Origin of the sequence: Citrobacter koseri ATCC BAA-895 (genome assembly GCF_000018045.1) — a bacterium.
Classification (GTDB): domain Bacteria; phylum Pseudomonadota; class Gammaproteobacteria; order Enterobacterales; family Enterobacteriaceae; genus Citrobacter_B; species Citrobacter_B koseri.
On sequence record NC_009792.1, the window covers coordinates 3880024 to 3905023 of the forward strand.

At 55.7% G+C, this 25000-nt stretch carries 17 protein-coding genes and 3 tRNA genes; 4 read left to right on the forward strand and 16 right to left on the reverse strand.

The genetic code is table 11. From position 1 onward, the window contains the following. Positions 1-15: 15 nt before the first annotated feature. Together tcdA and mltA are read right to left on the reverse strand one after the other, a co-directional pair. On the reverse strand, positions 16-822 hold the full coding sequence (gene tcdA, locus CKO_RS17855) for a tRNA cyclic N6-threonylcarbamoyladenosine(37) synthase TcdA (protein ID WP_012134929.1): 807 nt from the start codon (positions 820-822) through the stop codon (positions 16-18). A 139-nt stretch (positions 823-961) separates the two neighbouring features. After that, positions 962-2059, reverse strand: a complete 1098-nt coding sequence (gene mltA, locus CKO_RS17860; protein ID WP_012134931.1) for a murein transglycosylase A — start codon at positions 2057-2059, stop codon at positions 962-964. A 208-nt stretch (positions 2060-2267) separates the two neighbouring features. Here mltA and CKO_RS17865 point away from each other — a divergent pair. The 3 genes from CKO_RS17865 to CKO_RS17875 all read left to right on the forward strand — a co-directional run bounded on the left by CKO_RS17865 (position 2268) and on the right by CKO_RS17875 (position 2800). Continuing rightward, positions 2268-2344 (forward strand) — tRNA-Met (locus tag CKO_RS17865). Positions 2345-2495: 151 nt separating this feature from the next. Then, positions 2496-2572, forward strand: a tRNA-Met gene (locus CKO_RS17870). 151 nt (positions 2573-2723) lie between these two features. Beyond that, a tRNA-Met gene (locus tag CKO_RS17875) sits at positions 2724-2800 on the forward strand. A 73-nt stretch (positions 2801-2873) separates the two neighbouring features. Here the strand turns inward: CKO_RS17875 and amiC are convergent. Then, positions 2874-4127: an N-acetylmuramoyl-L-alanine amidase AmiC gene (gene amiC / locus CKO_RS17880; RefSeq protein ID WP_024130905.1), complete on the reverse strand. Its 1254-nt coding sequence runs from the start codon at positions 4125-4127 to the stop codon at positions 2874-2876. 233 nt (positions 4128-4360) lie between these two features. Between amiC and argA the strand changes: the two genes are divergently transcribed. Continuing rightward, positions 4361-5692, forward strand: coding sequence for an amino-acid N-acetyltransferase (gene argA, locus CKO_RS17885; protein ID WP_024130906.1), 1332 nt, complete (start codon positions 4361-4363; stop codon positions 5690-5692). A gap of 93 nt (positions 5693-5785) precedes the next feature. Here the strand turns inward: argA and recD are convergent, their stop codons facing one another. The 13 genes from recD to CKO_RS23820 all read right to left on the reverse strand — a co-directional run bounded on the left by recD (position 5786) and on the right by CKO_RS23820 (position 24994). After that, positions 5786-7612 (reverse strand): exodeoxyribonuclease V subunit alpha, encoded by a 1827-nt coding sequence (gene recD, locus CKO_RS17890; protein ID WP_012134934.1) that lies wholly within the window; start codon positions 7610-7612, stop codon positions 5786-5788. Beyond that, positions 7609-11154, reverse strand: coding sequence for an exodeoxyribonuclease V subunit beta (gene recB, locus CKO_RS17895; protein WP_012134935.1), 3546 nt, complete (start codon positions 11152-11154; stop codon positions 7609-7611). Before recB ends, recD begins: the two co-directional genes overlap by 4 nt. Continuing rightward, entirely contained in the window at positions 11147-14035 is a 2889-nt protein-coding gene (ptrA, locus tag CKO_RS17900) for a pitrilysin (RefSeq protein ID WP_012134936.1), read from the reverse strand. The genes recB and ptrA overlap by 8 nt, the downstream gene beginning before the upstream one ends. Positions 14036-14216: 181 nt before the next feature. Then, complete coding sequence (recC, locus tag CKO_RS17905; RefSeq protein WP_012134938.1) at positions 14217-17585, reverse strand: exodeoxyribonuclease V subunit gamma; 3369 nt, start codon at positions 17583-17585, stop codon at positions 14217-14219. Between the two features lie 12 nt (positions 17586-17597). After that, positions 17598-17921: a prepilin-type N-terminal cleavage/methylation domain-containing protein gene (locus CKO_RS17910; protein ID WP_012134939.1), complete on the reverse strand. Its 324-nt coding sequence runs from the start codon at positions 17919-17921 to the stop codon at positions 17598-17600. Then, entirely contained in the window at positions 17906-18313 is a 408-nt protein-coding gene (locus tag CKO_RS17915) for a DUF2509 family protein (protein ID WP_024130907.1), read from the reverse strand. The genes CKO_RS17910 and CKO_RS17915 overlap by 16 nt, the downstream gene beginning before the upstream one ends. Further along, entirely contained in the window at positions 18310-18873 is a 564-nt protein-coding gene (locus tag CKO_RS17920; protein WP_024130908.1) for a prepilin peptidase-dependent protein, read from the reverse strand. Before CKO_RS17920 ends, CKO_RS17915 begins: the two co-directional genes overlap by 4 nt. Further along, on the reverse strand, positions 18864-19334 hold the full coding sequence (locus CKO_RS17925) for a prepilin peptidase-dependent protein (RefSeq protein ID WP_012134942.1): 471 nt from the start codon (positions 19332-19334) through the stop codon (positions 18864-18866). The genes CKO_RS17920 and CKO_RS17925 overlap by 10 nt, the downstream gene beginning before the upstream one ends. 184 nt (positions 19335-19518) lie before the next feature. Next, positions 19519-20313, reverse strand: a complete 795-nt coding sequence (gene thyA / locus CKO_RS17930; RefSeq protein ID WP_012134943.1) for a thymidylate synthase — start codon at positions 20311-20313, stop codon at positions 19519-19521. A gap of 6 nt (positions 20314-20319) precedes the next feature. After that, positions 20320-21195, reverse strand: coding sequence for a prolipoprotein diacylglyceryl transferase (gene lgt / locus CKO_RS17935; protein ID WP_012134944.1), 876 nt, complete (start codon positions 21193-21195; stop codon positions 20320-20322). 510 nt (positions 21196-21705) lie between these two features. After that, on the reverse strand, positions 21706-23952 hold the full coding sequence (gene ptsP, locus CKO_RS17940) for a phosphoenolpyruvate--protein phosphotransferase (RefSeq protein ID WP_012134945.1): 2247 nt from the start codon (positions 23950-23952) through the stop codon (positions 21706-21708). Positions 23953-23965: 13 nt separating this feature from the next. After that, the gene (gene rppH, locus CKO_RS17945) at positions 23966-24496 is read right to left on the reverse strand and encodes an RNA pyrophosphohydrolase (RefSeq protein WP_024130909.1); all 531 of its coding nucleotides are present in this window, start codon (positions 24494-24496) and stop codon (positions 23966-23968) included. 351 nt (positions 24497-24847) lie between these two features. After that, complete coding sequence (locus CKO_RS23820; RefSeq protein ID WP_047461519.1) at positions 24848-24994, reverse strand: hypothetical protein; 147 nt, start codon at positions 24992-24994, stop codon at positions 24848-24850. Between the last annotated feature and the right edge of the window lie 6 nt (positions 24995-25000).

The window sequence follows — 25000 nt, forward strand, 5'->3', positions numbered from 1 at the left end:
CGCCATCCGACACAATCAAGCCTGACGCGCCGCCTTCGCCATCATCTTCTTCAGCGCGTGGGACACAGCAACAAAGCCAAAGGTCGCAGTTACCATCGTGGCTGCGCCGAATCCAGAGGCGCAATCCATTCGTTTCGGCCCTTCCGCCGTCGCTTTCATCGCACATACGGAACCATCAGCCTGCGGATAAACCAGCGCTTCCGTTGAGAACACGCAGTCCACGCCCAGTTTGCCCTTGCTGTTTTTCACCACACCAAAGTCGCTTTTCAGTCGTTCGCGCAGTTTCGCCGCCAGCGGGTCCTGGATGGTTTTCGCCAGATCCGTTACCTGAATCTGGGTCGGGTCTATCTGCCCACCCGCCCCGCCGGTGGTGACTAACGGAACCTTATTTCGGCGGCACCAGGCAATCAGCGCGGCTTTTGGCCGCACGCTGTCGATGGCATCAATGACATACGAAAACCCTGCGCTCATATACTCTGCGACGTTATCCGGCGTGACAAAGTCATCCACCACCGTCACCCGGCACTCCGGGTTGATCTGACGAATACGCTCGGCCATCACCTCGGCCTTCGCCAGACCGACGTTATCGCGCAGCGCATGAATTTGCCGGTTGGTGTTGGTGACGCATACGTCATCCATATCGATGAGCGTGATCGCGCCAATGCCGGTACGCGCCAGCGCCTCTGCCGCCCAGGAGCCGACGCCGCCGATTCCGACCACGCAAATATGCGCACCGGCAAACAGCTGCAACGCTTTTTCACCATACAGACGGGCGGTGCCGCCAAAACGCTGGCGCCAGGCATCACTAATTACAACAGACATACGACCTCAGAATTAAAAAGGGGTAATACGATCGTAGGCCGGATACGTCGCTTGCGACGCCATCCGGCATGATTTGCCTGATGGCGCTACGCTTATCAGGCCTACGATTTAAATCTTCAGCGAAGCCGCCATCAGGCAATCAACCGCTAAATACGTTACCGGTTCCCGGGGCGTTTTTCAGCACCCAGACGCGCCCATAGTGATTATACCAGCCTGCGCGGTGCCCGGCGTCCGGGCCTATCCCCTGATAAATATCAAAGTGCTGGCCTTTAATCGCGCCGCCCACGTCCAGCGCCACCATCAGGCGCAATTCATACTGGCCGTTAAACTTGCCGTTGTTATCCAGCAACGGGACTTCCGCCAGCAGAGTTGTTCCTGCCGGGATAATGCTGCGATCGGAAGCCACAGACGCACGGCCGATAAGCGGCACGGCGCTGGCGCCTTTCACCGGGGCAAAAGATTGCGGCTTAAAGAAGACGAATGACGGGTTTTGCTCCAGCAGCTCGCGCACTTCCGCTTCACTGTGGGTTTCTCCCCAGTGGCGAATAGCCTGCATCGACATATCTTCTTTCTTCACTTCACCGCGATCGATCAGCACCTTGCCGATACTGCGGTAAGCATGGCCGTTTTTCCCGGCATAGCTGAAGAAATTCAGCGGGCTGCCGTCGCCAAAATCAATATAGCCGCTGCCCTGAACGTCCATGATGAAGTTATCCATCAGCGAGTTGCTGTACGCCAGAATGTAGCTGTCGCTCAGCGCGCCGGAATAGATCTCGGCACGAGACGGTAAGCGGCCGCGTTTTGGCGGCATGCGATAAATAGGGTACTGGAACTCGCCCTGACGGGTATGGCGCGCCTGGATAACCGGCGTGTAGTAGCCAGTAAACTGGACGTTGCCGTAGTTATCCGCCCCTTCCATCTGCCAGGCATCAATACCAAACTGGCGCATCATTCGCGTATCGCCACCGGAACGTAACCACTCCTGCACGGCGTTATAGACGTTGCTCTGGTTGCCATACAGACGCGGCGACGCGCTGCGGATTTGGTTGACCTGCTCGGCGAAATCGCCTGCGTTGATAGGCGCCCCAATGGCGTCAGGTTGGTTCACCAGTGAGAAAGGCTGGGTAAACTTCCCGTCTTTATACTGCTGGCCGCGATCGGTCGGTTTAGAGGAACAGGCGGCAAGCATTGCAACCACCGCCCCCATAAGAAGGTAATTTGCCCAACGTCCTTTCATGAGTTCTCGTCTTTTAGCTGTAAATCTTGCGCTATGAAGATAACAAACCCCCGAACCTAATGAAATGCGAAGCGCTCCCCTGACGCAAATTACGCACAAAAAACGTACCAAAGCGCGTTGTTTTTGCACACAATCATCCCAATTTCGTGATCCGGGTGAAAAAAGGGTTGCATGAAAATGTTAGCAGAGTATAGTGCGCATCCACGGACGCGGGGTGGAGCAGCCTGGTAGCTCGTCGGGCTCATAACCCGAAGGTCGTCAGTTCAAATCTGGCCCCCGCAACCAATTAAAATCTGATGTAATATTTTGCAAAGTAGTTCGAATCACAACAAGGCGGCGACGCAGTGAATCCTTAGGAGCTTACTCCAGTAAGTGACTGAGGTGAACGAGGAAAGCCAACGCAGATGTGGTTTGAAATACGAAGCAGAAAGACGGACGCGGGGTGGAGCAGCCTGGTAGCTCGTCGGGCTCATAACCCGAAGGTCGTCGGTTCAAATCCGGCCCCCGCAACCAATTGAAATATGATGTAATATTTTGCAAAGTAGTTCGAATCACAACAAGGCGGCGACGCAGTGAATCCTTAGGAGCTTACTCCAGTAAGTGACTGAGGTGAACGAGGAAAGCCAACGCAGATGTGGTTTGAAATACGAAGCAGAAAGACGGACGCGGGGTGGAGCAGCCTGGTAGCTCGTCGGGCTCATAACCCGAAGGTCGTCGGTTCAAATCCGGCCCCCGCAACCAATATTAAACACCTTAACGGGTGTTTTTTCGTTTCTACGGTCCGTAAAAAAAAGCGCCTTTCAGCGCTTTTTTATTATCCCCTTCTCGCCAGCGTCGCCCCATCGGCAAAGTAGGCTTTAATACCCGCCAGAATCGACTCCGCCACTTCCTGCTGGAACTTCGCCGTTTTGAGCTTACGCTCCTCTTCAATATTACTGATAAAGGCGGTTTCCACGAGAATAGAGGGAATATCCGGCGCTTTCAGCACCGCAAAGCCGGCCTGCTCGACCTGATTTTTGTGCAGATTATTAACCCTTCCCAGCTTGTTGAGCACCGCTTTACCGAACTTCAGGCTATCGGCGATGGTCAACGATTGCACCATGTCGAACATCGTGTGATCGACATAGCGATCGCCGCTTTTACTCACGCCGCCGATCAAATCCGAGGCGTTCTGAGTTTGCGCGAGGTATTTTGCCGCCGTACTGGTCGCGCCCTTCGTCGAGAGCGCAAAAACGGATGAACCGCTGGGCTGTCGGCTGGTAAACGCGTCCGCATGGATAGAGACAAACAGGTCGGCGCGCTGCTTCTGGGCTTTCGCCACGCGCACTTTCAGCGGAATGAAGATATCCTCATTACGCGTCATGTAGACCTTCATATTGCCTTCTCTCTCAATTAACGCGCGCAAGCGGCGGGCAATCTGCAACACCACGTCTTTTTCGCGCGTCTTGTATTTCCCCACGGCGCCGGGATCTTCTCCTCCATGACCGGGATCGAGCATGATCACGATCGGGCGATCGCGTCCCGCCTTGCCCGGCTGCGGCCCGCTCTGTGCAGGCGGCACCTGCTTATCCAGATCGCCTTTGTTGTAATCTTCCAGCAGCGCCAGCAACGGGTCCTGCATATCCTGCGCATTGGCAGGGTAGAGATCCATCACCAGGCGTTCTTTAAAGCCCGCCACCGGCGCAAGGGCAAACAGCTGCGGTTTCACGTTTTGCTTCAGCTCAAACACCATCCGCACCGTCTGTGGATCAAACTGCCCCACTCGCGCTGACTTGATATACGGATCGTCCGCGCGGATCTGCGCGCCAATGCCTTTAAGCACCGAGTTCAGATTCACGCCTTCAATATCCACCACCACGCGCTCAGGGTTACTCAGGGCAAACTGTTTGTATTTCAGCAGACGGTTCGATTCCACCGTGACGCGGGTATAGCTGGACGCAGGCCAGATGCGTACCGCGACGACCTGGCTGACGGCAGCCAAACCGACCTGACTTACGCTCAATAGCCACATGGCGCCCGTCCCTTGTAGTAAACGACGGCGACTGATTGCTGAGTTGGATCCCGACATGCTTCTCCCGAGCAAAACAAACTTAACGGTGCTGATGTACAAAACGTCTAAATTGACCGGAAACTTTAGCGAATGACGCATAATCTGTCATCTATAAAAGGGTAAACTTTCTTTTTGTATTCACGGTATTACTGAGAGAAAACTTCAGCGGGATTAAAATTTGCGCTTGCGCACGACGGAAAAACAGAATAAAAATACATTAATTTCGAATAATCATGCAATGAGGGTGTGCCGTGGTGAAGGAACGTAGAACCGAACTGGTACAGGGATTCCGCCATTCTGTTCCCTATATCAATACCCATCGGGGAAAAACGTTTGTCATTATGCTTGGCGGTGAGGCCATTGAGCATGAAAATTTCTCCAGTATCGTCAATGACATCGGGCTTCTGCACAGTCTGGGCATTCGCCTGGTGGTGGTGTATGGCGCGCGTCCGCAAATCGACGCGAACCTTGCCGCACATCACCATGAGCCGCTGTACCACAAAAATACCCGCGTGACGGACGCCAAAACGCTGGAACTGGTTAAGCAAGCGGCAGGCACGTTGCAGTTGGATATCACCGCCCGTCTGTCGATGAGCCTGAACAACACCCCCTTACAGGGCGCGCACATCAACGTCGTCAGCGGCAATTTTATTATTGCACAGCCGCTGGGCGTGGATGACGGCGTGGATTACTGCCACAGCGGACGCATTCGCCGTATTGATGAAGAGGCGATTCATCGCCAGTTAGACAGCGGCGCAATTGTGCTGATGGGGCCGGTCGCGGTTTCCGTCACAGGCGAAAGTTTTAACCTGACCTCAGAAGAGATCGCCACGCAGCTCGCCATCAAACTGAAGGCGGAGAAGATGATCGGCTTCTGTTCGTCGCAAGGGGTAACTAACGACGAAGGCGACATCGTTTCCGAACTTTTCCCGAACGAAGCGCAGGCACGCGTTGAAGCGCAGGAAGAAAAAGGCGATTACAATTCAGGCACCGTGCGGTTCCTGCGCGGCGCGGTGAAAGCCTGTCGCAGCGGCGTGCGTCGCTGCCATCTGATTAGCTACCAGGAAGACGGCGCGCTATTGCAGGAGCTGTTCTCACGCGACGGGATCGGGACGCAAATCGTGATGGAGAGCGCCGAGCAGATTCGCCGCGCCACCATTAACGATATCGGCGGGATCCTGGAGCTGATTCGCCCGCTGGAGCAACAGGGGATTCTGGTGCGCCGCTCCCGTGAACAACTGGAGATGGAGATCGACAAATTCACGATTATCCAGCGAGATAATCTGACCATCGCCTGCGCCGCGCTGTACCCTTTCCCCGAAGAAAAAATCGGCGAAATGGCCTGCGTGGCGGTACATCCAGATTATCGCAGTTCATCGCGTGGCGAAGTCTTGCTGGAGCGGATCGCCGTGCAGGCAAGACAGATGGGCCTCAGCAAGCTGTTTGTGCTGACAACGCGTAGTATTCACTGGTTCCAGGAACGTGGGTTTACGCCGGTGGATATCGAACTGCTGCCCGAGAGCAAAAAAGAGATGTACAACTATCAGCGTCGTTCAAAGGTGTTGATGGCAGATTTGGGATAACCCATTTTGCCTGACGGCGACGCTAAAGCGTCTTATCGGGTCTACGGGGATGCTGTAGGCCAGATAAGCGCAGGCGCCATCCGGCAACTTGCCTCACAGCCCGTTATTAAAAAACGCGGACAGTCCGCTACGTCGCTCCGTGCGCGTCGCAATTGCCCCACTCAAAACCCGTTCATCGGCATAGAGAGACAGGCGACGACGTGCGCGCGTCACGGCGGTATACACCAGCTCGCGGGTCACAACCGGCGAGCGCTGGCTGGGTAAAATCAGCGCCGCATGATCGAACTCCGATCCCTGCGATTTATGCACCGTCATCGCCCAGGTTGTTTCATGCTCCGGCAAACGGCTGGGCTGCACCGACTTAATGCTGCCATCCGGCATGGCGAACCACACCCTCAACCCCTGGCCGCGATCGAGCGCAATGCCGATATCGCCATTGAACAACCCCAACGCGCTGTCATTACGCGCAATCATTACCGGACGCCCTTCATACCAGCGGCTGTGCGGGTGACGCTGAATTTTGCGCTTTTGCAGCATAACCTGTTCGATGCGTTCATTCAGACCGCCAACGCCAAACGGCCCTTCACGCAGCGCGCACAGCAACTGGTACTCATTGAAAGCCTGAATAATCGCCCCCGGCTCCGCGCCCTCGCGAACAAGCGCCAGATAACGCCCATAACCGGCCAGCGCCTCGTCGAGCATGGCGGCGTAATCCTCGCTGCTCTGTAGCGTTCGTTTTTCAATATCGCTGAATCCCTGCTGAAAGACCGTTTTCATCGCCGCTTTATCGCCGCAATTAATGGCTGCCGCCAGTTGACCAATGCCGGAATCATGCCCGAAGCGATAGCTTTTTTGCAGCAAACACAGGCTATCGCGCAAAGAGGCTGCCTCCGTGCCTGCGCCCGCAGGAATGGGGCTTCCCGTCAATCGGCTCAGCTGCTGCGCGCGCCCGGCGGTAAATCCGGCATTTACCCAGGCGCAGATATCGCCCAGCACCGCCCCCGCCTCAACGGAAGCCAGCTGATCGCGATCGCCGAGAAAAATCACGCGTCCGTGCGGCGGCAGCGCCTCAATTAGCCGCGACATCATCGGCAAATCGATCATTGATGCCTCATCCACCACCAGCACGTCCAGATGCAGCGGGTTTCCCGCATGATGGCGCAGCCTCTGGCTACCGGGCTGTGCGCCCAACAGCCGGTGCAACGTACTGGCGTCATCCGGGATGCGTTTTTTTTGCTCATCCGTGAGCGGAAGCTGGCGCAATGCCGCGCCAAGCGACTCGGTCAGACGCGCCGCCGCTTTCCCCGTCGGCGCCGCCAGTCGTATACGGCATCGTTCGCCGTCCGCCATCTGAATCAACGCGGCCAGCAGCTTCGCCACGGTAGTGGTTTTACCGGTGCCAGGCCCGCCGGAAATGACGGAAATACGGCGCGTCAACGCCACGGCCGCCGCCACTTTTTGCCAGTTGACATCATCCGTCGGCGGGAAAAGCGCATCCAGCGTGCGGGCCAGTTGCTGTTCATCTACCGCGATCGCCTGGTTAACCTCGCTAAAAAAGCGGGCTACCGTGCGCTCGTTACTCCACATCCGGTTCAGGTAAAGGCGATCTTCATGCAGAATCAACGGCGTTGGCCGCTCTCCCCGACTGACCGCCCCGGAAGCCAGCAGACACGATGCCCAGTCTTCAGGCACATCCCTCTCGCTAAACCAGGAGACCAGTAGCGGATGCGACTCTTCCGTTATCGCCAGACGCGAAAGCGGCATACAGACATGCCCTTCCCCGGCATCGCGGCTGAGCAATGCAACGGCCAGCGTTACGCACGGATCGTCCTGCCCGGCAACCGCCAGCGCAAACTGCGCGTCTAATGGCCGCAACAACTTTTGTTCTACGGCCTCCAGTAACCGCTTCTGAATTGTCATTGCGCCTCCTCCGCTACAACGCCTGCAAACATCTCATCCATTAATGCAATCAATTCACCGTCCGGCCGGGTCGAGAAAATGCCCTGCCGTGGATATTCACGGTCAACGCCGCGCAGGAAAAGGTAGATCACGCCGCCGAAATGACGTTCATAGTCATAATCGGCGATGCGATGGCGCAGATAGCGGTGCAACGCCAGCGTATACAGCTGATATTGCAGGTCATAGCGATGCGCCTGCATCGCTGAGGCCATCGCCTCCTGAGTGTAGGCCGTGCTGTCTTCGCCCAGCCAGTTTGATTTGTAATCGAGCAGGTAATACCGCCCTTCATGGCGAAACACCAGGTCGATAAACCCTTTCAGCATGCCGCGAACCTGCATGAAGTCGAGCGGCGGGCAGCCCGCCGAGAGCGGATCAAACCGGCGAATCAGCGCATCCAGTTGACTGGCGATAAGCGGCTGTGCGATCGGCAGATAAAACGCCATCTCCACCTGTTTTTCACGGGCAGAAAGATGACGCAGACTCACGCCGCGTTCGGTCAGGGGAGCCTGCAAAACAGCGTCCAGCCACTGCGTTAAAACCGGCTCCCAGTGCGCGTCATAACCGCCAAGCTCCAGTTTTTCCCGCACCCAGGCCGGGTCAACGGGCTGCGTAAAGTCGAGGTCTTCAAACAGGCTATGCAGGAATGTACCCGGCGATGCCCCTCGCGGGAACTGGTGCGGCGTCAGCTCCGGCTCTTCCACCACGTCCCCTACCCCGGCGGCATCCACATCCAGACGCGGAATTAAATCCTGGGCGACGCTATGGCCTTGCTGCTGTAAGCCGGAATAACTGGTTACTCGCCAGTTGTCGGCAGGCATTCGGCGTAATGCTCTGGCGCTTAGCGCCGCACGCGACGCTTCCGTTACCTGCCAGCGTTCGCTGTCCGGTTCGGCTGGCGTCCGACAGGTGATATCCTCCCCGCAAAGCGCGTCAATACAGGCGCGAAGCCCGGCGGCATCTTTCGGCTCACCTTTTTGCAGCAGGCGCCCGAGCGCGCTCTGGTGTACATCGGTATCGCCTTTCTTATCTCCGCGACGACGCACCAACGGCGCAACGCCGAGGCTGCAATGCCACACCGAACGGGTCAGCGCCACATAAAGCAAACGCAGGTCTTCCGCCAGACGCTCTGCTTCCGCCAGTTCAACGCTCTCCTCGGCGTGGCTGAGATCCAGCACCGCGTCAAACGAATTGCGATCGTGATAAAACGCCTGATCCTGCACGCGGAAATGGGTAATAAAAGGCAGCCAGACAAGCGGATATTCCAGCCCTTTTGATTTATGGATGGTGACGATTTTCACCAGATGTTTATCGCTTTCCAGCCGCAGTTGCTGGCTGGCGGCATTGCTGTCCGGCTCAAGAATATGCTGCGACAGCCAGCGCACCAGCGCATGCTCGCTTTCCAGCTGCGAACCGGCTTCCTGCAACAATTCGCTGATGTGCAGAATATCGGTCAGGCGGCGCTCGCCTCCCGCCGTCGCCAGCAGGTTTTCGGCAATATTCCGCGCTGACATCAGCGCGCGCAGCATGGGCATGACGCCGCGCTTATGCCAGATTTGACGATAGCCGTCGAACTCTTCGACCACCGCATCCCAGGCATTTTCGTCGTTATTCAGCGTTTCGATGTCCTGCGCGGTCAACCCCATCATCGAGGCCGCCATCGCGCTACGCAGCGTATTTTCACGCTCAGGCGTCATGACGGCCTGTAAGATCCACAGCATTTCCTGCGCTTCCAGCGTCTCAAATACGCTGTCGCGGTTGGAGAGATAAACGGACGGAATCGCCAGCAGCGTCAGCGCATCACGAATTTGCGCCGCTTCCTGGCGGCTTCGCACCAGCACGCTGATATCCGAGGCTCGAACCGGGCGTGAGGTTTTCTCGCTAACAAGCAGCGCATCGCCAGTTTGCCCGGCTTTCAGCCAGTCACGAATTTGCGTCGCGCACACCTGCGCCATGTAACTCTGATAGTCGCCAATGCCGCAGCTTTCCCCTTCCATCAACCACATGTTCATGGCGGGCTGCGTCTCGCCGTTCAGCACAAAGCGCAGCGACTGGTTCTTCTGGGCCGATTTAACCGGCGCAAATGGAATTTCGCGGAACATAAAGGCGTCGTTCATCTGACTGAACAACGTATTCACGCTGTTGACCATGCCCGGTGCGGAACGCCAGTTGGTATCCAGCGTATAATGGGCGCTGACCTCGCTGCGGGCTTTCATGTAGGTGAAGATATCCGCGCCGCGAAACGCATAAATCGCCTGTTTCGGATCGCCAATCAGCAACAGCGCGGTGTCCGGCTGATGCCGCCAGATGCGGCGGAAAATGCGGTACTGCTGCGGGTCGGTATCCTGAAATTCATCAATCATCGCCACCGGGAAACGGCCACGAATTGCGCTTGCCAGCGCATCGCCGCTATTACTACGCAGCGCAACATCCAGACGACTCAGCATGTCGTCGAAACCTAATTCACCCCGGCGTTGTTTTTCCTGCGCAACCGTCTCGCGGATTTCTGCCAGCGCACGGGTGATCAGCAGATCTTTTATCGTCAACGGTTCAGCCAGCAGTTCCTCAATGGCGACAAACAGCGGATGCTGCGGGGTTATGCCGCCCGCTTTGGTTCTCTCTTCCAGGAATCGCCGGGAGAATTTCTCCAGCGCGTCGGGTAATTGATAGGTTTGCGTTTCCGCCTGCGCCCACGCCGTGATCTTCTCGATCCATTTCGTCTGGTTGCCGCGATTGAATTTTCTGCGATCGATTCCCGACGACTCTATCACCCCATCCAGTTCATCAACGGACGCGCACCATTGCTGCTTCAGGGCGTTAATACGCGACAAAATATGTTCGTGGCGAGACGCCAGCGTCTCGTCTGACGGCGGCGGGGCTTTGATGACCGGCGCTTCACCCTGCAAATAACGATCGATATCTTTCAGTAGCGCCCGGGGGCCTTTCCACGCTTCAAAGACAACCTGGGCAATTTCGCGCGGCAGCGGATAACAGTGACGCCGCCAGAAGTCGGCGCAGGCCTGATAGCGCAGAAGGGATTCATCTTCGATTAATTGCTGCTCGAACAGCATGCCGGACTCAAACGCATTCAGGCTGAGCATGCGCTGGCAAAAACCGTGGATGGTGAATACCGCCGCCTCATCCATCTGTCTTTCCGCCAACAGTAACCACTGCGCCGCCTGCTTTTTATCCTCGATCTCTTCCAGCAGGCGGGCATATAACGGGTTATCGGTAGTTTCACGCAGACAGGCAATGCGCAGTTCATGGATGTTGCTGCGGATGCGGCCGCGTAACTCTTCGGTGGCCGCCTCGGTAAACGTCACGACCAACAGTTCTTCCACGGTCAGCCGTCGGGGAAAGGCGGCAGAGCCGCCCAATCCGAGCAGCAGGCGCAGATACAACGCGGCGATAGTAAACGTTTTGCCAGTGCCCGCAGAGGCTTCAATCAGACGCTCGCCCGTGAGGGGCAAGCGTAAAGGATCAAGGGACTCAGCGGCATCATTCATTCTTTTCACTCATCAGGGGTAAGGTTTGCTGCAACGCGCTGACGTTCTCCCACACTTTCCAGCCTTCCAGGCGCACGTACTCTGCTTTCCCGTTCTGACTGCCGGAAACCTGTGACAGTATCGCCATGCCTTGCGGCTCAACCACCGCCTGATGGAAGAAATCGGCAAGTTTTTGCGGCGTCAGCAGTTTAATCTGAGCCACGATTTTATCACGTGAATCAAAGCGCATATTGCCGCGATCGAAATCTTTGCTTAATTTCGACGCTTCTTCGCCCAGCGTTTGCGGCGCTTGCAACATCTGCGCGATGATCGCCTGCTGAATTTGCGCAAACTCTTCCGGCGTCATCGCCCGCAGCTTCGCTTCCGCCGTTGGGAAGAATGCTTTGTAACGCTCCCAGAGATAAGACGGTTGCTTGTCGCTGCTTTGCAGCAAGAAACCCATCCCCCACTGACGCCCGACGCTCATCGGGAAAGCGAACACCGCATAACCTAACTGTTCTTCAGTACGCAACTGATTATAGAACCACGGCTGAACGATTTGCCCTAACATCGCGCTGTAGGCTGAACTGGCATATTCATCGTAACCGGTTGGAACGAATACCGCCGCCAGCGCGGAGTCAGTGCTGCTTCCCGCCTTCTCAAAGATGACCGACTGCTTTTTATCCACCAGTACGTCTTTATTGCGACACCACTCTGAACCGTTGGCGCCAAGCTGCTGTTGGATATCCCGCGCCATGGTTTTCACCTGCGCTTCGCGCATATTGCCAATCACCAGGAACTCCGGTCGCGCGCCTGCTTTTAACGTATCGCGGTAAGCCATGACCTCTTTCAGCGTGATCGAAGGCAACAGCTTACGGCGTTCATCACGCTGGAAGTAAGGCACCTGAGAAAGCATCTGTGCCGGCATAATCGCCTGATCGTAGGCCTTCCCTTTTTCTGCGGAATCCATCATCTGCGCATACCAGGATTTCGCCTGTTCCAGCTGTTCTTCCGTCGCGGTGTAGCTGAAATACCCTTCCAGCAATGCCTGGAAAAGCTGCGGCAAGCGTTGCGTGTAACCGTTCGCGTTAAGCATCAGGCCATTGTTGGCGTTGGTGGAAAAGCCAATCCCGCCGACCGATGCCTGGTTGCTTAACTGGTCGAGCGCGATCCCCGCGAGATAATCGTTTAACGCAAACATCACCTGGTTTCTGGCGCTGTCCATTGCTTTCGGGTTACGCAGAATAACGCTGACATCCGCCTTAGGCTCGCTGGCAAAATAACGGCTCGGCGCATAAACCACGCGCAAATCCGGTTCATCGACAATCAGCTCCGGGTGGGGATATTCCTTCTCCGGTTTGATCAGCGTGAAATCGTCTGGAATATAGGGGTTAAGCTCCGGTAATGACAGCGCAATGCCCTGCGCTTTTTGCTGCCAGTCGGCGAGCGTTTTGTCGTCGATTTTATTCACCTGATAAGGCGCGTCGACAAAATAGGCCGTTTTGTTGTGCGGTTCCTTCGGGCTGATGTACCAGATACGCGCATTCTGCGGCGTCATCATCGCCAGGCGTGATTTCACCGCCGCCGCATCATATTGATCGGCGATATTCACCGCATCCAGCGTATGTTCCACCGGAACGCGAATCATCGTATCCGCCAGCCATTCGACGTAATCCATATCACGGGTGATAGAGGGGTAACGGAAGTCGAGATCCAGCACATGCGCCAGCTCATCGAAGTAGCGTTTATCCACGCCTTTTTCACGTAACAGGTTGAGATAGCTGAAGATGGCGGCGACAACGTCGTCCCGGTTCGCCAGTCCTTTGTCCGTCAGGGTAGCGGAAATAGCCAGTACGCCGCTGTTACCGTTAACCACCGGGTCAGAGTCCGCACGAATGCCTTCCACTAATCCTTGTTTTTGCAGCCAGTCGGAGAGCGTTCCCGGGCTCCGGTTGCCAATCAGGTAGGTCACCAGTTCGTCGGTTTTGCTGCGAAACTGCGCGCTGTTGTTATCAATACGAAACTCTACGCGCAGCACTTTACGCGGCAGAGCAGGCACATAATGAATGATGATGCCCTTTTGCGCGTCCGTTACTACCGGCACGGTAATTTCCGGCTTTTTGATATTTTTATTCGGCACCCGGCCATAGGTTTCAGCCGCAATACGCGCCAGTTCCGGCAGCGGTTTGTTACTGTAAATCACCGCCTTCATCAGGTTCGCTGAATAATATTTTTCGTGAAACGCCTGCAACGCCTGCTGAACCGGATTGCCCGGTTTGTCGCTTAAGGTTTCCAGATTGCCGCCAGAGAAGCGCGAACCCGGGTGCGCCGGGTTGATGGTTTCTGCGCTGACCTGCGCCATACGCATACCGTCTCGCGTACGCGCCATCGTCAGTTCGGCATTGACCGCATTGCGCTCACGCTCGGCATATTTTTTATCCAGCAACGGCGTGGCAATGGCATCGGCAAGGCGATCGACCGCACCTGACAGGGCGTCGTTTTCCACCTCCAGATAGAAGGCGGTACGATACGGCGCGGTGCTGGCATTATGGCTGCCGCCGTGCATTTTAAGGTATTCGGCAAGGCTGTCAGGCTGGGGATATTTTTTAGACCCCATCAGGCTCATATGTTCGAGATAGTGCGCCAGCCCCTGATGTTCATCGGGGTCCTCCAGCGATCCAACAGGCACCACCAGCGCCGAAAGCGATTTCACCGCTTGCGGGTCGGATACCAGCAAAACCACCATGTCATTGTCCAGACGAACCGCCTGATACTGACGCGTATCTTTCTCGCTTTTACGGATGGTTTCCGCCAAAGGCTGCCAACCGGTATCTGCCTGACTTAAGGGTGCCCAAAGGGCGACAAACAACAATAACGCTTTGAACCAGGTGCTGCGGGGCATTCACGAACCTCATCATTAACTTTCTTTCCCGCTCAGGTGAAGCGCGAGCGCGACGCTGGCGCTTATTGAGCAGGACAAAACTGTGTGCTAAACGAGTCAGCATCTCTTATTGTAAAATCAGTCCGTGACAGAAAACGCATCATAAATGAAGCCATTTAATTGCGCAATTTTTATACAGCCCTCACGACTGATTAAAACGAAATAGCGGTAACAGATAACGTTGAGACTGAGAAATAATGCTCTCTATCGTCTTCGGCTCCAGCTGACGCCACAACCGTTGATACCAGATATCATCCCCTTCTCCGCGTATCACCATGTTACCTTCATAAGCCTGCAAGAACTTCGTCCGGGCTTTTTGCAGCGTGTCAGCATCATCTAACATGGCATTATTCGTCGCGTCATAACAAGCTTTTATCCATGCGCCGCCGCTTTCAGGAAGAACCAGCAGTGGGGATGACATCCCTTCCCGATAACCGTCAATCAGCTGTGCGAGGTAAGTTAACGCCTGTTCAGCCTCTAACGGCGGGAAGCGCCACTCTCCCTCTTTACGCAGGAACAAACGACTTTCGCCTTTTCCGCCACAGGCACAATAGACAAGGTGTTCCAGCCAAAGTTGCATTCCCTGCGCAACGCTTATTAAAGATGGGCGCCAGCGCAACAAACCGTCTTCCTGCACCTGCGGCAACCACCCCGTGATCTGCACGCCATTGCAGAGCAGATCAACTTCCATACTTTTCCCCGGCTGACGACACGCGATAATCCTGTCCGCCAGCGACTGCATCTCCTGACGCTGCGTATCCCAGAGGATCTCGCCAAAAGCGCCATACGGGAGATCGCCCGCCGCCCGGAAGCGACGGAATAAAAGCCCGGCATCCTCTTCTTCGACCAGCGTATTAAGCAACTGCTGATTAAGCTGATAGCGGGTTAGCCCTTCCAGAATGAACGGCTCCGTATCGGGAATTTCACTCTCTTCCGCGCGGAAATTCACCTGTAGCCGCATCTGGAAAAACGCCCGCACCGGATGCGCCCAGAAGCGCTGAAGTTTTTCCAGCGTCAACGTCTCAGGGAGTTCATAGGGCAACGGCTGTACAAAATCAGAGTGGGCCTCGCCTGACTGACTTGCAGCAGGCAGCCATTCGCGCGCGTAGCTTTGCTGTTCTCCGGGAAGATAGTTTTGCGCATCAAACGGCATCCTCGTGTGCAGGCGAGCGATATGCGCTTTCACGCGGGCCTCGCTCTCATCGCTGGTCAGTTCTTCATCTCCCGGCAAATAGTGACTTTGCCCGATATAATCCATCAGTTCCTGCACCAGGACTGACGGGAAACGTTCGCTGTTATCCTGAATAGAGCGCCCGATGTAGCTGATATAGAGCGTCTGCTGCGCAGAGATTAAGGCCTCAAGGAACAGGTAGCGGTCATCATCGCGACGGCTACGATCCCCGCGCATCGGTTTCTGACTCATCAGGTCAAAACCGAGCGGCGCCAGCTGACGCGGATAGACGCCGTCATTCATACCAAGGAGACACACAACCTTAAAGGGGATAGAACGCATAGGCATGAGCGTACAGATGTTTACCGGCCCCGCCAGAAAACGCTGGCTGATGCGTTCCTGATCCAGCCTTTGCGCCAGCTCGTCCCGTAACAGAGACAGCGGCACCGCATCGCCATACTCCGCCTCAAGCCCTTCGGTGATAATCGCCTGCCATTGCTGCTCGATAAGGGTCATTGCGGCTTCCGTTTCCGCATCGGGCAGGAAAAAGTCATTGAGCATGTCGCGGCAAACCGGGAGCCACTCTTCCAGCGGACGCGCCTGCGCCAGCCCGCGACGCCAGAGGTTCAACTGCATAAGCAGGGACGCCAGATGCCCGACCAGCTCCGCAATCAGCCCGCTGGACTCGTCATAAGGCAGCACGGACTGCCATTCGCCCTGCGCGCTTTCCATCGCGTAACCCAGCAGCATACGCGTCAGGCCAAATTGCCAGGTATGCTGCCCCGTTGCAGGAAGCGCCAGCTCGCGCACGTTGTCGTCATCAATCCCCCAGCGGATACCCGACTCATTGACCCATAAGCGAAGATAGCGCAGCCCTTCTTCGTTGATGTTAAATCGGGCCGCCAGAACCGGCACGTCCAGCAGCGCCAGCACATCTTCAGAGACAAAACGGCTGTCCGGCAACGACAGCAGGCTGATAAACGCCTGCAAAACAGGATGCGACTGACGCGCCCGGCGATCGGAGATGGCATAAGGCAGATAGCGTTCGGCAGGCGCACTGCCAAATACGGCCTGAATAAAGGGGCTATAGCTGTCGATATCCGCCACCATGACGATAATATCGCGCGGCATCAGCGTCGGGTCGGCCTCCAGCATCGCCAGCAGACGATCATGCAGGATCTCCACTTCACGCTGCGGGCTATGGCATACGTGAAAGGTCACGCTGGCGTCATTCGGGTCAAGCAGACGCTTGTTGTCGCTTCGGGCGTACTCTTCGAGGTTCACCCCAGCCACGGCGCGACTTTCCAGCTCAAGGATGTCCGCCTGAATGTTATGAAGCAGATTGTCCGGGGGAATATCGACAAACGCATCCAGTTCCTGTGTGTTTTCCAGTTCGGAAAGCAAGTAAATGTAGTCCCGCCCCAGTTTCCCCCAGGACGCCAGCATCGGGTTCCCGACATCCTGCTCGCCGTCGCTATTAAATAACTCCCCGGCGCGTTGGTTATCGCGAAACAGCGGTAAGTCGCGCTCCTCAAAGCTGTGACGACGCTGACGAGCCACCAGTTTTGCCAGCCAGGCAGGATCTCTGATATCCCCCCAGTAATAACGACAGGGGTTAGTGAACAGCAGATGGATTTCGATGTGCTTTCCCAGCGCCTGCAAGGCCCGGAGATACACCGGCGGCAGCGCGGAAATACCACAAATAAAGACGCGCGAAGGCAGCCCCGTCGGGCTGGTTGTCGCATTTTCCAGCGTCTGGATAAAACGCTGATACACATTCGCACGGTGCCAGCACGGCTGCCCCAGTTCAGCCGTGTATTCCACCAGCGCCTTCCACAGCGGCGCCTGCCAGATCTGAGCCTCCCCTAACCCGTCAACCATCTGCCCCGCCTCCCACTGGGTAAGCCAGTCGGGGCGATAGACCAGATACTGATCGAAAAGATCGGCGGCACGCGAGGAAAGCTGGAATAGCTTGCGCTTGTCAGCGTCGTCCGTCAGATAGTGGCGCAGTAGCGTAAAATCTTCACGCTCCAGCAGTTGCGGCAGCAGCGTCATCAGCTTCCAGCTCATGTTTTGCTTGCTGAACGCGCTCTCTTTCGGGATATCAGGCAGCACGCGTACAAACATATCCCAGATAAAACTCGCGGGTAGCGGAAAATCGATATTCGCGGCGATACCAAATTTCTGCGAAAGGGTCATTTGCAGCCACTGCGCCATACCGGTACTTTGAACCAACACAAGTTCGGGTTCAAAAGGATCGTCAAGCCGATCGCGCTCAACGATGAATTCCATTAACGCTTCCAGCACGTCCAGACGGTTGGAGTGGTAGACCCTTAACATAGCAACTCCTGACTACTGACTTTTCGGGCAATGTAAGCGCGACATCTGGCCTTGCCTGCCCAAAGGGGAAATGAGTTTAACGCTGATGCTGACACATCCCGCTTGTGTTGTCTGCATTCGGTTGGCCTGCCAGCTTTCGGGAGGTGAAAATGAATACAGCGCCGTTTGCTGCCAGCCATACCGCCAGAGCTGTTGATATTGCGCCCTGACGACAAGACTCGTCATCAACGCCCGCTGATAACCCGATAACGCGGTGACGGTTATCACCAGCAGCGCCATCGCCAGTATCACTTCCGGCAGACTAAAACCACGCTGCCTGTTCAGGGTATCTGGCATAACGCCACCTCACTCAACGGGCAAAAATCGCTCCATCCATGCGGAGAAAATACAACGCCGCTTTCCTCCCGCGCTCCCAGGCGCCAGACCGATGCGCCATCATACTGCGCAATCAATAAAGCGGTGTTGTTCTCGAGCAGGCGCAGGCAAACGCGGGCATTCGGCGTGGTGTATTGCCGGCACTCAACCACAGCCTGCGCCGACCATGACTGCATCCTTCCCCATTCCAGCGCCGACTGCGCCACCGCCTGACGCTGCAAGGCCCGGCTTTCTGTCGCCACCAGAGTGGAAAAGCTCGCCTGCTGCTGGTTTGCCCCCTGAAGCAGCAGGCTGCCCAATACCAGCAGCAAAAGCACCATCACCAGAGAGGACACACCCCGTTCACGTTTCACAGATTAAACCCGGTGACGCTGTATTGCGCCTCAACAGCGGTTTTAGAAGCCGCTTTACTGCGCCCCTGAAGAGACAGCGTCAGTACCGGCGCAAAACCGGGCATCTCCTGACGCTCAACGTTAAATGCCTCAATCTGTACCGTATCGGGATCGGTCATTTTATCCCACCCTTTATCTGCGCATGATGTTGCCCCACGCAATGTTTCCAGCGTTTTATTGTTTAAACGAAACCCGGTCTGTTCGGCCTCTTTTCCCGGCGCAGTCTCCCAGCGCCCGTTATTATTGGCGTCCCACTGTACGATAACGCACTCCCCCTGCCCGGCAATCACCAGTCCTTTCCCTGTGCAGTTTCCCCGACAATATCCCGCGCGTTGCAGGTGTTTTGCCACGGTATAAGCACGCTGCCAGATCTCATCTTCCAGCAACAACTGCCGCGTGGTCTGTAGAATCTCACGCTGTAGCGCGGGTAAAAATCGTGCCGCGCCGAGCAGTAGCATGCTGCTTATCGCCATCGCGATAAGTACCTCCAGCAGAGAAAAACCGCGCTCGTTCATCGACATGCTTCGGCCTCTCGTCCCTCACAGAGCCGGATTCGCCCCCAGGACGAAACCACCAGACGCCATTCGCCCGCGGCGTTTTTCAGGCGGATATGCCCGGCCCAGGCGGTATTGCGCAGACCAAAAAACGCCAGCGAGGGGGTGATCTCCACCATGTCGATATCGCGCCATGCTGGAATAAAGACAAACGGCGCGTCTGGCGTACAGGCACCTTGCGCCGAAGCAGCGCTGACAAAGCACCAGCCGCCGCGTTCTCTGATGACCTGAACAATGTGATCCCGGTTGTGCCAGTTCGCATCCTCACGCAGTTGCAGCAAGTAATCCCGCAGCTGGCTGGCGGTTTGCCATAACCGTTGCTGCTGTTGCCAACGCTGCCAGCCATAGAGTCCTGTGGCGCTAAGGCTAACCATAAGAAGCATTGCGACCATTGTTTCAATGAGCGTATAGCCCTGTTGTTTTTTCATAGCGGCAGTATGCCGGGGGCGGAGAAAATGACGAGGCAAGAATGCAGATTATTCGGCGCGTTACGAGAAATAGTTATCGTATTACAGCACGTTGCAAAAATTCGGGAATCAGCGCCGAAGAATGGCGTACAGGATAAAAAAAACCGACGCGCAAGGGCGTCGGTTATGACAGGATGAGCTCAGGTCAGATAGCGACCGGCGCTTTAATGCCAGGATGCGGGTCGTAGCCTTCAATCTCAAAATCTTCAAAACGGTAGTCGAAGATAGAGTCAGGCTTACGTTTGATCACCAGTTTCGGCAGCGCGCGCGGTTCGCGGCTTAACTGTAGATGCGTCTGTTCCATATGGTTGCTGTACAGGTGCGTGTCGCCGCCGGTCCAGACAAAGTCGCCCACTTCCAGGTCGCACTGTTGCGCCATCATATGCACCAGTAACGCATAGCTGGCGATATTAAACGGCAGCCCCAGGAAGACGTCGCAGGAGCGCTGATACAGCTGGCAGGAGAGTTTGCCGTCCGCAACATAGAACTGGAAGAACGCATGACACGGCGCCAGCGCCATTTTATCCAGCTCGCCGACGTTCCAGGCGGAAACAATAATACGGCGGGAGTCCGGGTCATTTTTCAACTGGTTCATGACCGTGGTGATCTGGTCAATATGGCGACCGTCCGGCGCAGGCCATGCGCGCCACTGTTTGCCATATACCGGGCCTAAATTACCGTTTTCATCGGCCCATTCGTCCCAGATCGTCACATTGTTTTCATGCAGGTAAGCGACGTTGGTATCGCCTTGCAGGAACCACAACAGCTCGTGAATGATGGAGCGTAAATGGCAGCGCTTCGTCGTCACCAGCGGAAATCCTTCCCGCAGGTTAAAACGCATCTGATGACCAAAAATGGAAAGCGTTCCGGTTCCGGTACGGTCGTTTTTCTGTGTGCCTTCATCCAGCACTTTTTGCATCAGTTCTAAATACTGTTTCATGGTTCCTCAGGAAACGTGTTGCTGTGGGCTGCGGCGGTAAGCCCAAACCATCATGATCACACCAGCGACAATCATCGGGATAGAGAGAATCTGCCCCATGCTGATGTACTGTACCCATGCGCCGGTAAACTGCGCATCCGGCTGGCGGAAGAATTCAACAATGATACGAAACGCGCCATAGCCAATCAGGAACAGGCCAGAGACAGCCCCCATCGGGCGCGACTTGCGGATAAACAGGTTAAGAATAATGAACAGCACGATACCTTCCAGCACCAGCTCATACAGCTGGGACGGATGGCGAGGCAGAACGCCATAGGTATCAAAGATCGACTGCCACTGCGGGTTTGACGGCAACAGCTCGATATCTTCCGCGCGAGAGCCCGGGAACAGCATGGCAAACGGGAAGCTCGGATCGACACGCCCCCACAGCTCGCCGTTGATAAAGTTCCCCAGACGCCCTGCGCCTAAACCAAAAGGAATCAGCGGCGCGATAAAATCGGATACCTGGAAGAAAGAACGTTTAGTGCGTCTGGCGAAGATCACCATCACCAGAATGACGCCGATCAGGCCGCCGTGGAAAGACATGCCGCCATCCCAGACGCGGAACAGATAGAGCGGATTTTCCAGGAACAGCGGGAAGTTGTAGAACAGAACGTAACCAATACGGCCACCGAGGAAAACGCCGAGAAAACCGGCATAGAGTAAGTTTTCAACTTCGTTTTTGGTCCAGCCGCTGCCCGGACGGTTTGCCCGGCGAATCGCCAGCCACATTGCAAAGACAAAACCGACCAGGTACATCATGCCGTACCAGTGCAGCGCAACGGGCCCAATTGAGAAAATGACCGGATCAAATTCCGGAAAATGCAGATAGCTACTGGTCATCTGTCACCACAAGTTCTTGTTATTTCGCTGAAAATAGACAGCAATTGATATGCGCGCCAGCCGTTCACAGGCGCTCCAAAGGAGCGAATGATAGCACAAGGGGTGCATCGGTGATGCCGGGAAGATGTAAAAGATCTGTATAGGCTATCAATGACAATCCCAGGAATGCCTGATGGCGCTTACGCTTATCAGGCCTACAGACCGCGCAACATCTTTGCCTGATGGCGCTTACGCTTATCAGGCCTACGGACCGCGCAACATCTTTGCCTGATGGCGCTTACGCTTATCAGGCCTACCGACCGCGCAACACCTTTGCCTGATGGCGCTACGCTTATCAGGCCTACGGACCGCGCAACACCTTTGCCTGATGGCGCTACGCTTATCAGGCCTACAGACGGCACAACATCTTTGCCTGATGGCGCTGCGCTTATCAGGCCTACGAATGGCACCGCGCCGTAGGCCGGATAAGGCGCGTGCGCCGCCATCCGGCAATCAAGGGCACTGCGCCTGTCACAACCCCCCGCGTATCAGGCCGCCCATGCCACGGCGCTCCATAAACGCCGCTACCTGATGACGCACTTCCGTCGCCATTTGCGCTTCCAGACTGCGCTGCGCCAGCGTTTGCGCGTCTTCATAATCAATGTGCCGCAGCAGGTATTTCACACGCGCGACGGAGCGACCGTTCATCGACAGATGGCGGAATCCCAGGCCTATCAGGATCGCCACACACATCGGATCGCCCGCCATTTCACCGCATAGCCGCAAATCAAGCCCCTGCTTTTCGGCTTCCTGAGCGATCATCGCCAGCGCACGTAACATCCCCGGGTGCAGGCTGTCGTAAATACTGGCCACACGCGTATTGTTGCGATCAACCGCCAGGATGTACTGCGTCAGATCATTGGTGCCAACGGAGATAAAATCGACCCGGTTCGCCAGCTGCGGCAGCATAAATACCATCGACGGCACTTCCAGCATGATCCCAATGCGCGGCCTGGGGATCGCGTAACCGATCATCTCTTCGACTTCACGTCCGGCACGCTCAATCAGGCGTCGCGCTTCATCCACTTCATCAATGCTGGTGACCATCGGCAGTAAAATGCTCAGGTTGCCGGTCGCGGCGTTGGCGCGCAGCATCGCGCGCACCTGGATCAGGAAGATCTCCGGCTGATCGAGCGTAATACGAATGCCGCGCCAGCCCAGGCACGGGTTTTCTTCGCTGATCGGCATATAGGGCAGTTGCTTGTCCGCGCCGACATCCAGCGTACGCAGAGTCACCGGTTTGTCGTTAAACATTTGCAGCATCCCCTGATACTGCGCTACCTGCTCTTCTTCCGAGGGGAAACCGCTTTGCAACATGAACGGAATTTCGGTGCGATAAAGCCCGATACCGTCGATACGGCTGCCCAGCTTCTCTTCATGTTCCGGGCTTAACCCTGCGTTAAGCATCACCTTAACGCGTTCGCCGCTTTTCAGATGCGCGGGCAGATTGACATCATCTTCCGCCAGCCGGCTTAGTTCATTCTCTTCGCTGATAAGCCGCTGATATTCCTGCAACAATACCGGTTCAGGATCGACCAGCAGTTCCCCGCGATAGCCATCCACCACCAGCGTGCGGTGATGAAGAACCGAAGGCTGAATATCCGCGCCCATCACGGTCGGAATACCGAGCGCGCGCACCATAATCGCCGCATGCGAGTTAGCCGCGCCGTCGCGAACCACGACGCCGGCCAGTCTGTCCTGCGGCAGTTCCGCCAGCGTGGTGGCTGAGAGTTCGTCCGCCACCAGCACAAAACGCTCGGGCCATGTGTTCGGCCCCTGAATGGTGTCATCCAGGTGGAATAACAGACGCTGGCCCAGCGCGCGTAAATCTCCGGCACGCTCTTTGAGGTAGCCATCCGTCAGGGCGGCAAACTGCTCGGCAAACTTTTCGATGACTTTTTTGACGGCCCACTCCGCCACCGCGCCTTTATCGACTTCGGCAAACAGTTCACGACGCAGTCGGGCATCAGAAAGCAGGTGTGAATACAGATCGAAGATCGCCGCCGTCTCTTTCTGCGCTCCAGCGGCAAAGCGCTTACTGTAACGACGAAATTCGTTAGCGGCCTCTTCCAGCGCGCCGGTCAGCCGCTCGCGCTCAAGCGCCGGGTCAAGGGTGGAGGCTTCATAGACCTGCTCCATCAGCGGCAACGTTGCATCCTGCCAGCCTTCCGCTATCGCCACGCCGGGCGCGGCGGGTAGCGCACGGATGCGCGTATGGCGGTATTGACCAAATAACGCGGTTAGCTGCGTCTGCGAAAGGATAGCCGCCATCTGGGTCGCCAGCGTAACGAGGAAAGACTCTTCGCTTTCATCGTACTGGCGCAGTTCACGCTGCTGTACCACCAGCACCCCCAGTAGCTGGCGGCGCTGGATAATCGGCACACCCAGAAAAGCGCGGAAACGCTCCTCTTTTACTGACGGGATGTATTTAAAGCTGGGGTGTTTCTGCGCATCGGCAAGGTTGATCGGTTCCGCCAGCCTGCCAACCAGGCCGACGATACCTTCATCAAATGCGAGTGTGACAGTACGGCCACGCGGTTTTTTTAGCCCTCGCGTCGCCATGAGGTAGTAACAACGTCGGTCGTGATCGGCCAGATAGACCGAACAGACCTCTGTATCCATCGCAAGACAGATATCAGTGACCAGAATATTCAGCGCCTCGTTAAGGCGCGGCGCACTGGCCACCTTTTCCACTATTTCGCGCAGGCGGGTGAGCATAATTTGCGTAGCTTTAACCTCTTTTACGTCGCCAGGCAGGTGCGTTTTGTGGCTTCGGCGTACTCTCCTGAAGCGCCATCACGACACTTGCGAACTCTTTCATCACCCTGCGGTAGACATCGCGTTTAAATGACACCACCTGCCTGACCGGGTACCAGTAACTTACCCAGCGCCAGCCATCAAACTCAGGGGTGCTGCTGGTTTGCATATTGATTTCCGCATCAGCGCTCATCAATTGCAGAAGAAACCATTTTTGTTTCTGGCCGATACAAACCGGCTTCGTGTCCCAACGCACCAAACGTTTCGGTAACTTGTAACGCAACCAGTTGCGAGTAGAAGCAAGTATCCGCACATCTTTACGGCTCAACCCGACTTCTTCAAACAGTTCCCGGTACATCGCTTGTTCTGCTGACTCCCCTGAATTTATCCCGCCTTGCGGGAATTGCCAGGAGTGCTGACCAAATCGCCGGGCCCACATAACCTGCCCCTGGCGATTACAAATTACGATACCTACATTTGGGCGGTAGCCATCGTCATCAATCACCGGACTACCTCAACATAAACCTTATATATGAATGATTGTTTCACACTCCAGAGAGACGGTAAACCACTCTGTTAGGCGTACGCGCTACTAATAACAATTGAATAACTCACAGCAAATAGCCGAGTTATAAACAGAGAGGTGTGTTCACAGACGATTTTATTCACCTTTTCTGTGGATATAGTTGTGAAGAAGTACGGAATTACTACGGGAAAACCCGGAGCAGTCTGAATTGGGCGGCAAACGCCATCAAAAAATAGCCTCGTAAATTCATTAAGTTAAATGCAAAACCTGCGACCATTCGTGCTAAATCGTGACAGCCATCACATTGAAGATCGTCAGGCTGATGAAAGATCAACCACCGTCGCTTTTATCCACAGATTGTGCCAATAAGTTAGGCACAATTTGTGTAAAAATTCGATTTTCGTCGCACGTCAAGGCTGTAAATTGAAACAGTAGTGGCGGTTTTTCACAGTTATCCCATCTTTCTGTGGATAACATGGTGTA

Coding starts and splice junctions, on each gene's coding strand:
- tcdA (WP_012134929.1), bottom strand. CDS start 822: ATGTCTGTTGTAATTAGTGATGCCTGGCGCCAGCGTTTTGGCGGCACC.
- mltA (WP_012134931.1), bottom strand. CDS start 2,059: ATGAAAGGACGTTGGGCAAATTACCTTCTTATGGGGGCGGTGGTTGCA.
- amiC (WP_024130905.1), bottom strand. CDS start 4,127: ATGTCGGGATCCAACTCAGCAATCAGTCGCCGTCGTTTACTACAAGGG.
- recD (WP_012134934.1), bottom strand. CDS start 7,612: ATGACAATTCAGAAGCGGTTACTGGAGGCCGTAGAACAAAAGTTGTTG.
- recB (WP_012134935.1), bottom strand. CDS start 11,154: ATGAATGATGCCGCTGAGTCCCTTGATCCTTTACGCTTGCCCCTCACG.
- ptrA (WP_012134936.1), bottom strand. CDS start 14,035: ATGCCCCGCAGCACCTGGTTCAAAGCGTTATTGTTGTTTGTCGCCCTT.
- recC (WP_012134938.1), bottom strand. CDS start 17,585: ATGTTAAGGGTCTACCACTCCAACCGTCTGGACGTGCTGGAAGCGTTA.
- CKO_RS17910 (WP_012134939.1), bottom strand. CDS start 17,921: ATGCCAGATACCCTGAACAGGCAGCGTGGTTTTAGTCTGCCGGAAGTG.
- CKO_RS17920 (WP_024130908.1), bottom strand. CDS start 18,873: ATGTCGATGAACGAGCGCGGTTTTTCTCTGCTGGAGGTACTTATCGCG.
- CKO_RS17925 (WP_012134942.1), bottom strand. CDS start 19,334: ATGAAAAAACAACAGGGCTATACGCTCATTGAAACAATGGTCGCAATG.
- thyA (WP_012134943.1), bottom strand. CDS start 20,313: ATGAAACAGTATTTAGAACTGATGCAAAAAGTGCTGGATGAAGGCACA.
- lgt (WP_012134944.1), bottom strand. CDS start 21,195: ATGACCAGTAGCTATCTGCATTTTCCGGAATTTGATCCGGTCATTTTC.
- ptsP (WP_012134945.1), bottom strand. CDS start 23,952: ATGCTCACCCGCCTGCGCGAAATAGTGGAAAAGGTGGCCAGTGCGCCG.
- CKO_RS23820 (WP_047461519.1), bottom strand. CDS start 24,994: ATGTTATCCACAGAAAGATGGGATAACTGTGAAAAACCGCCACTACTG.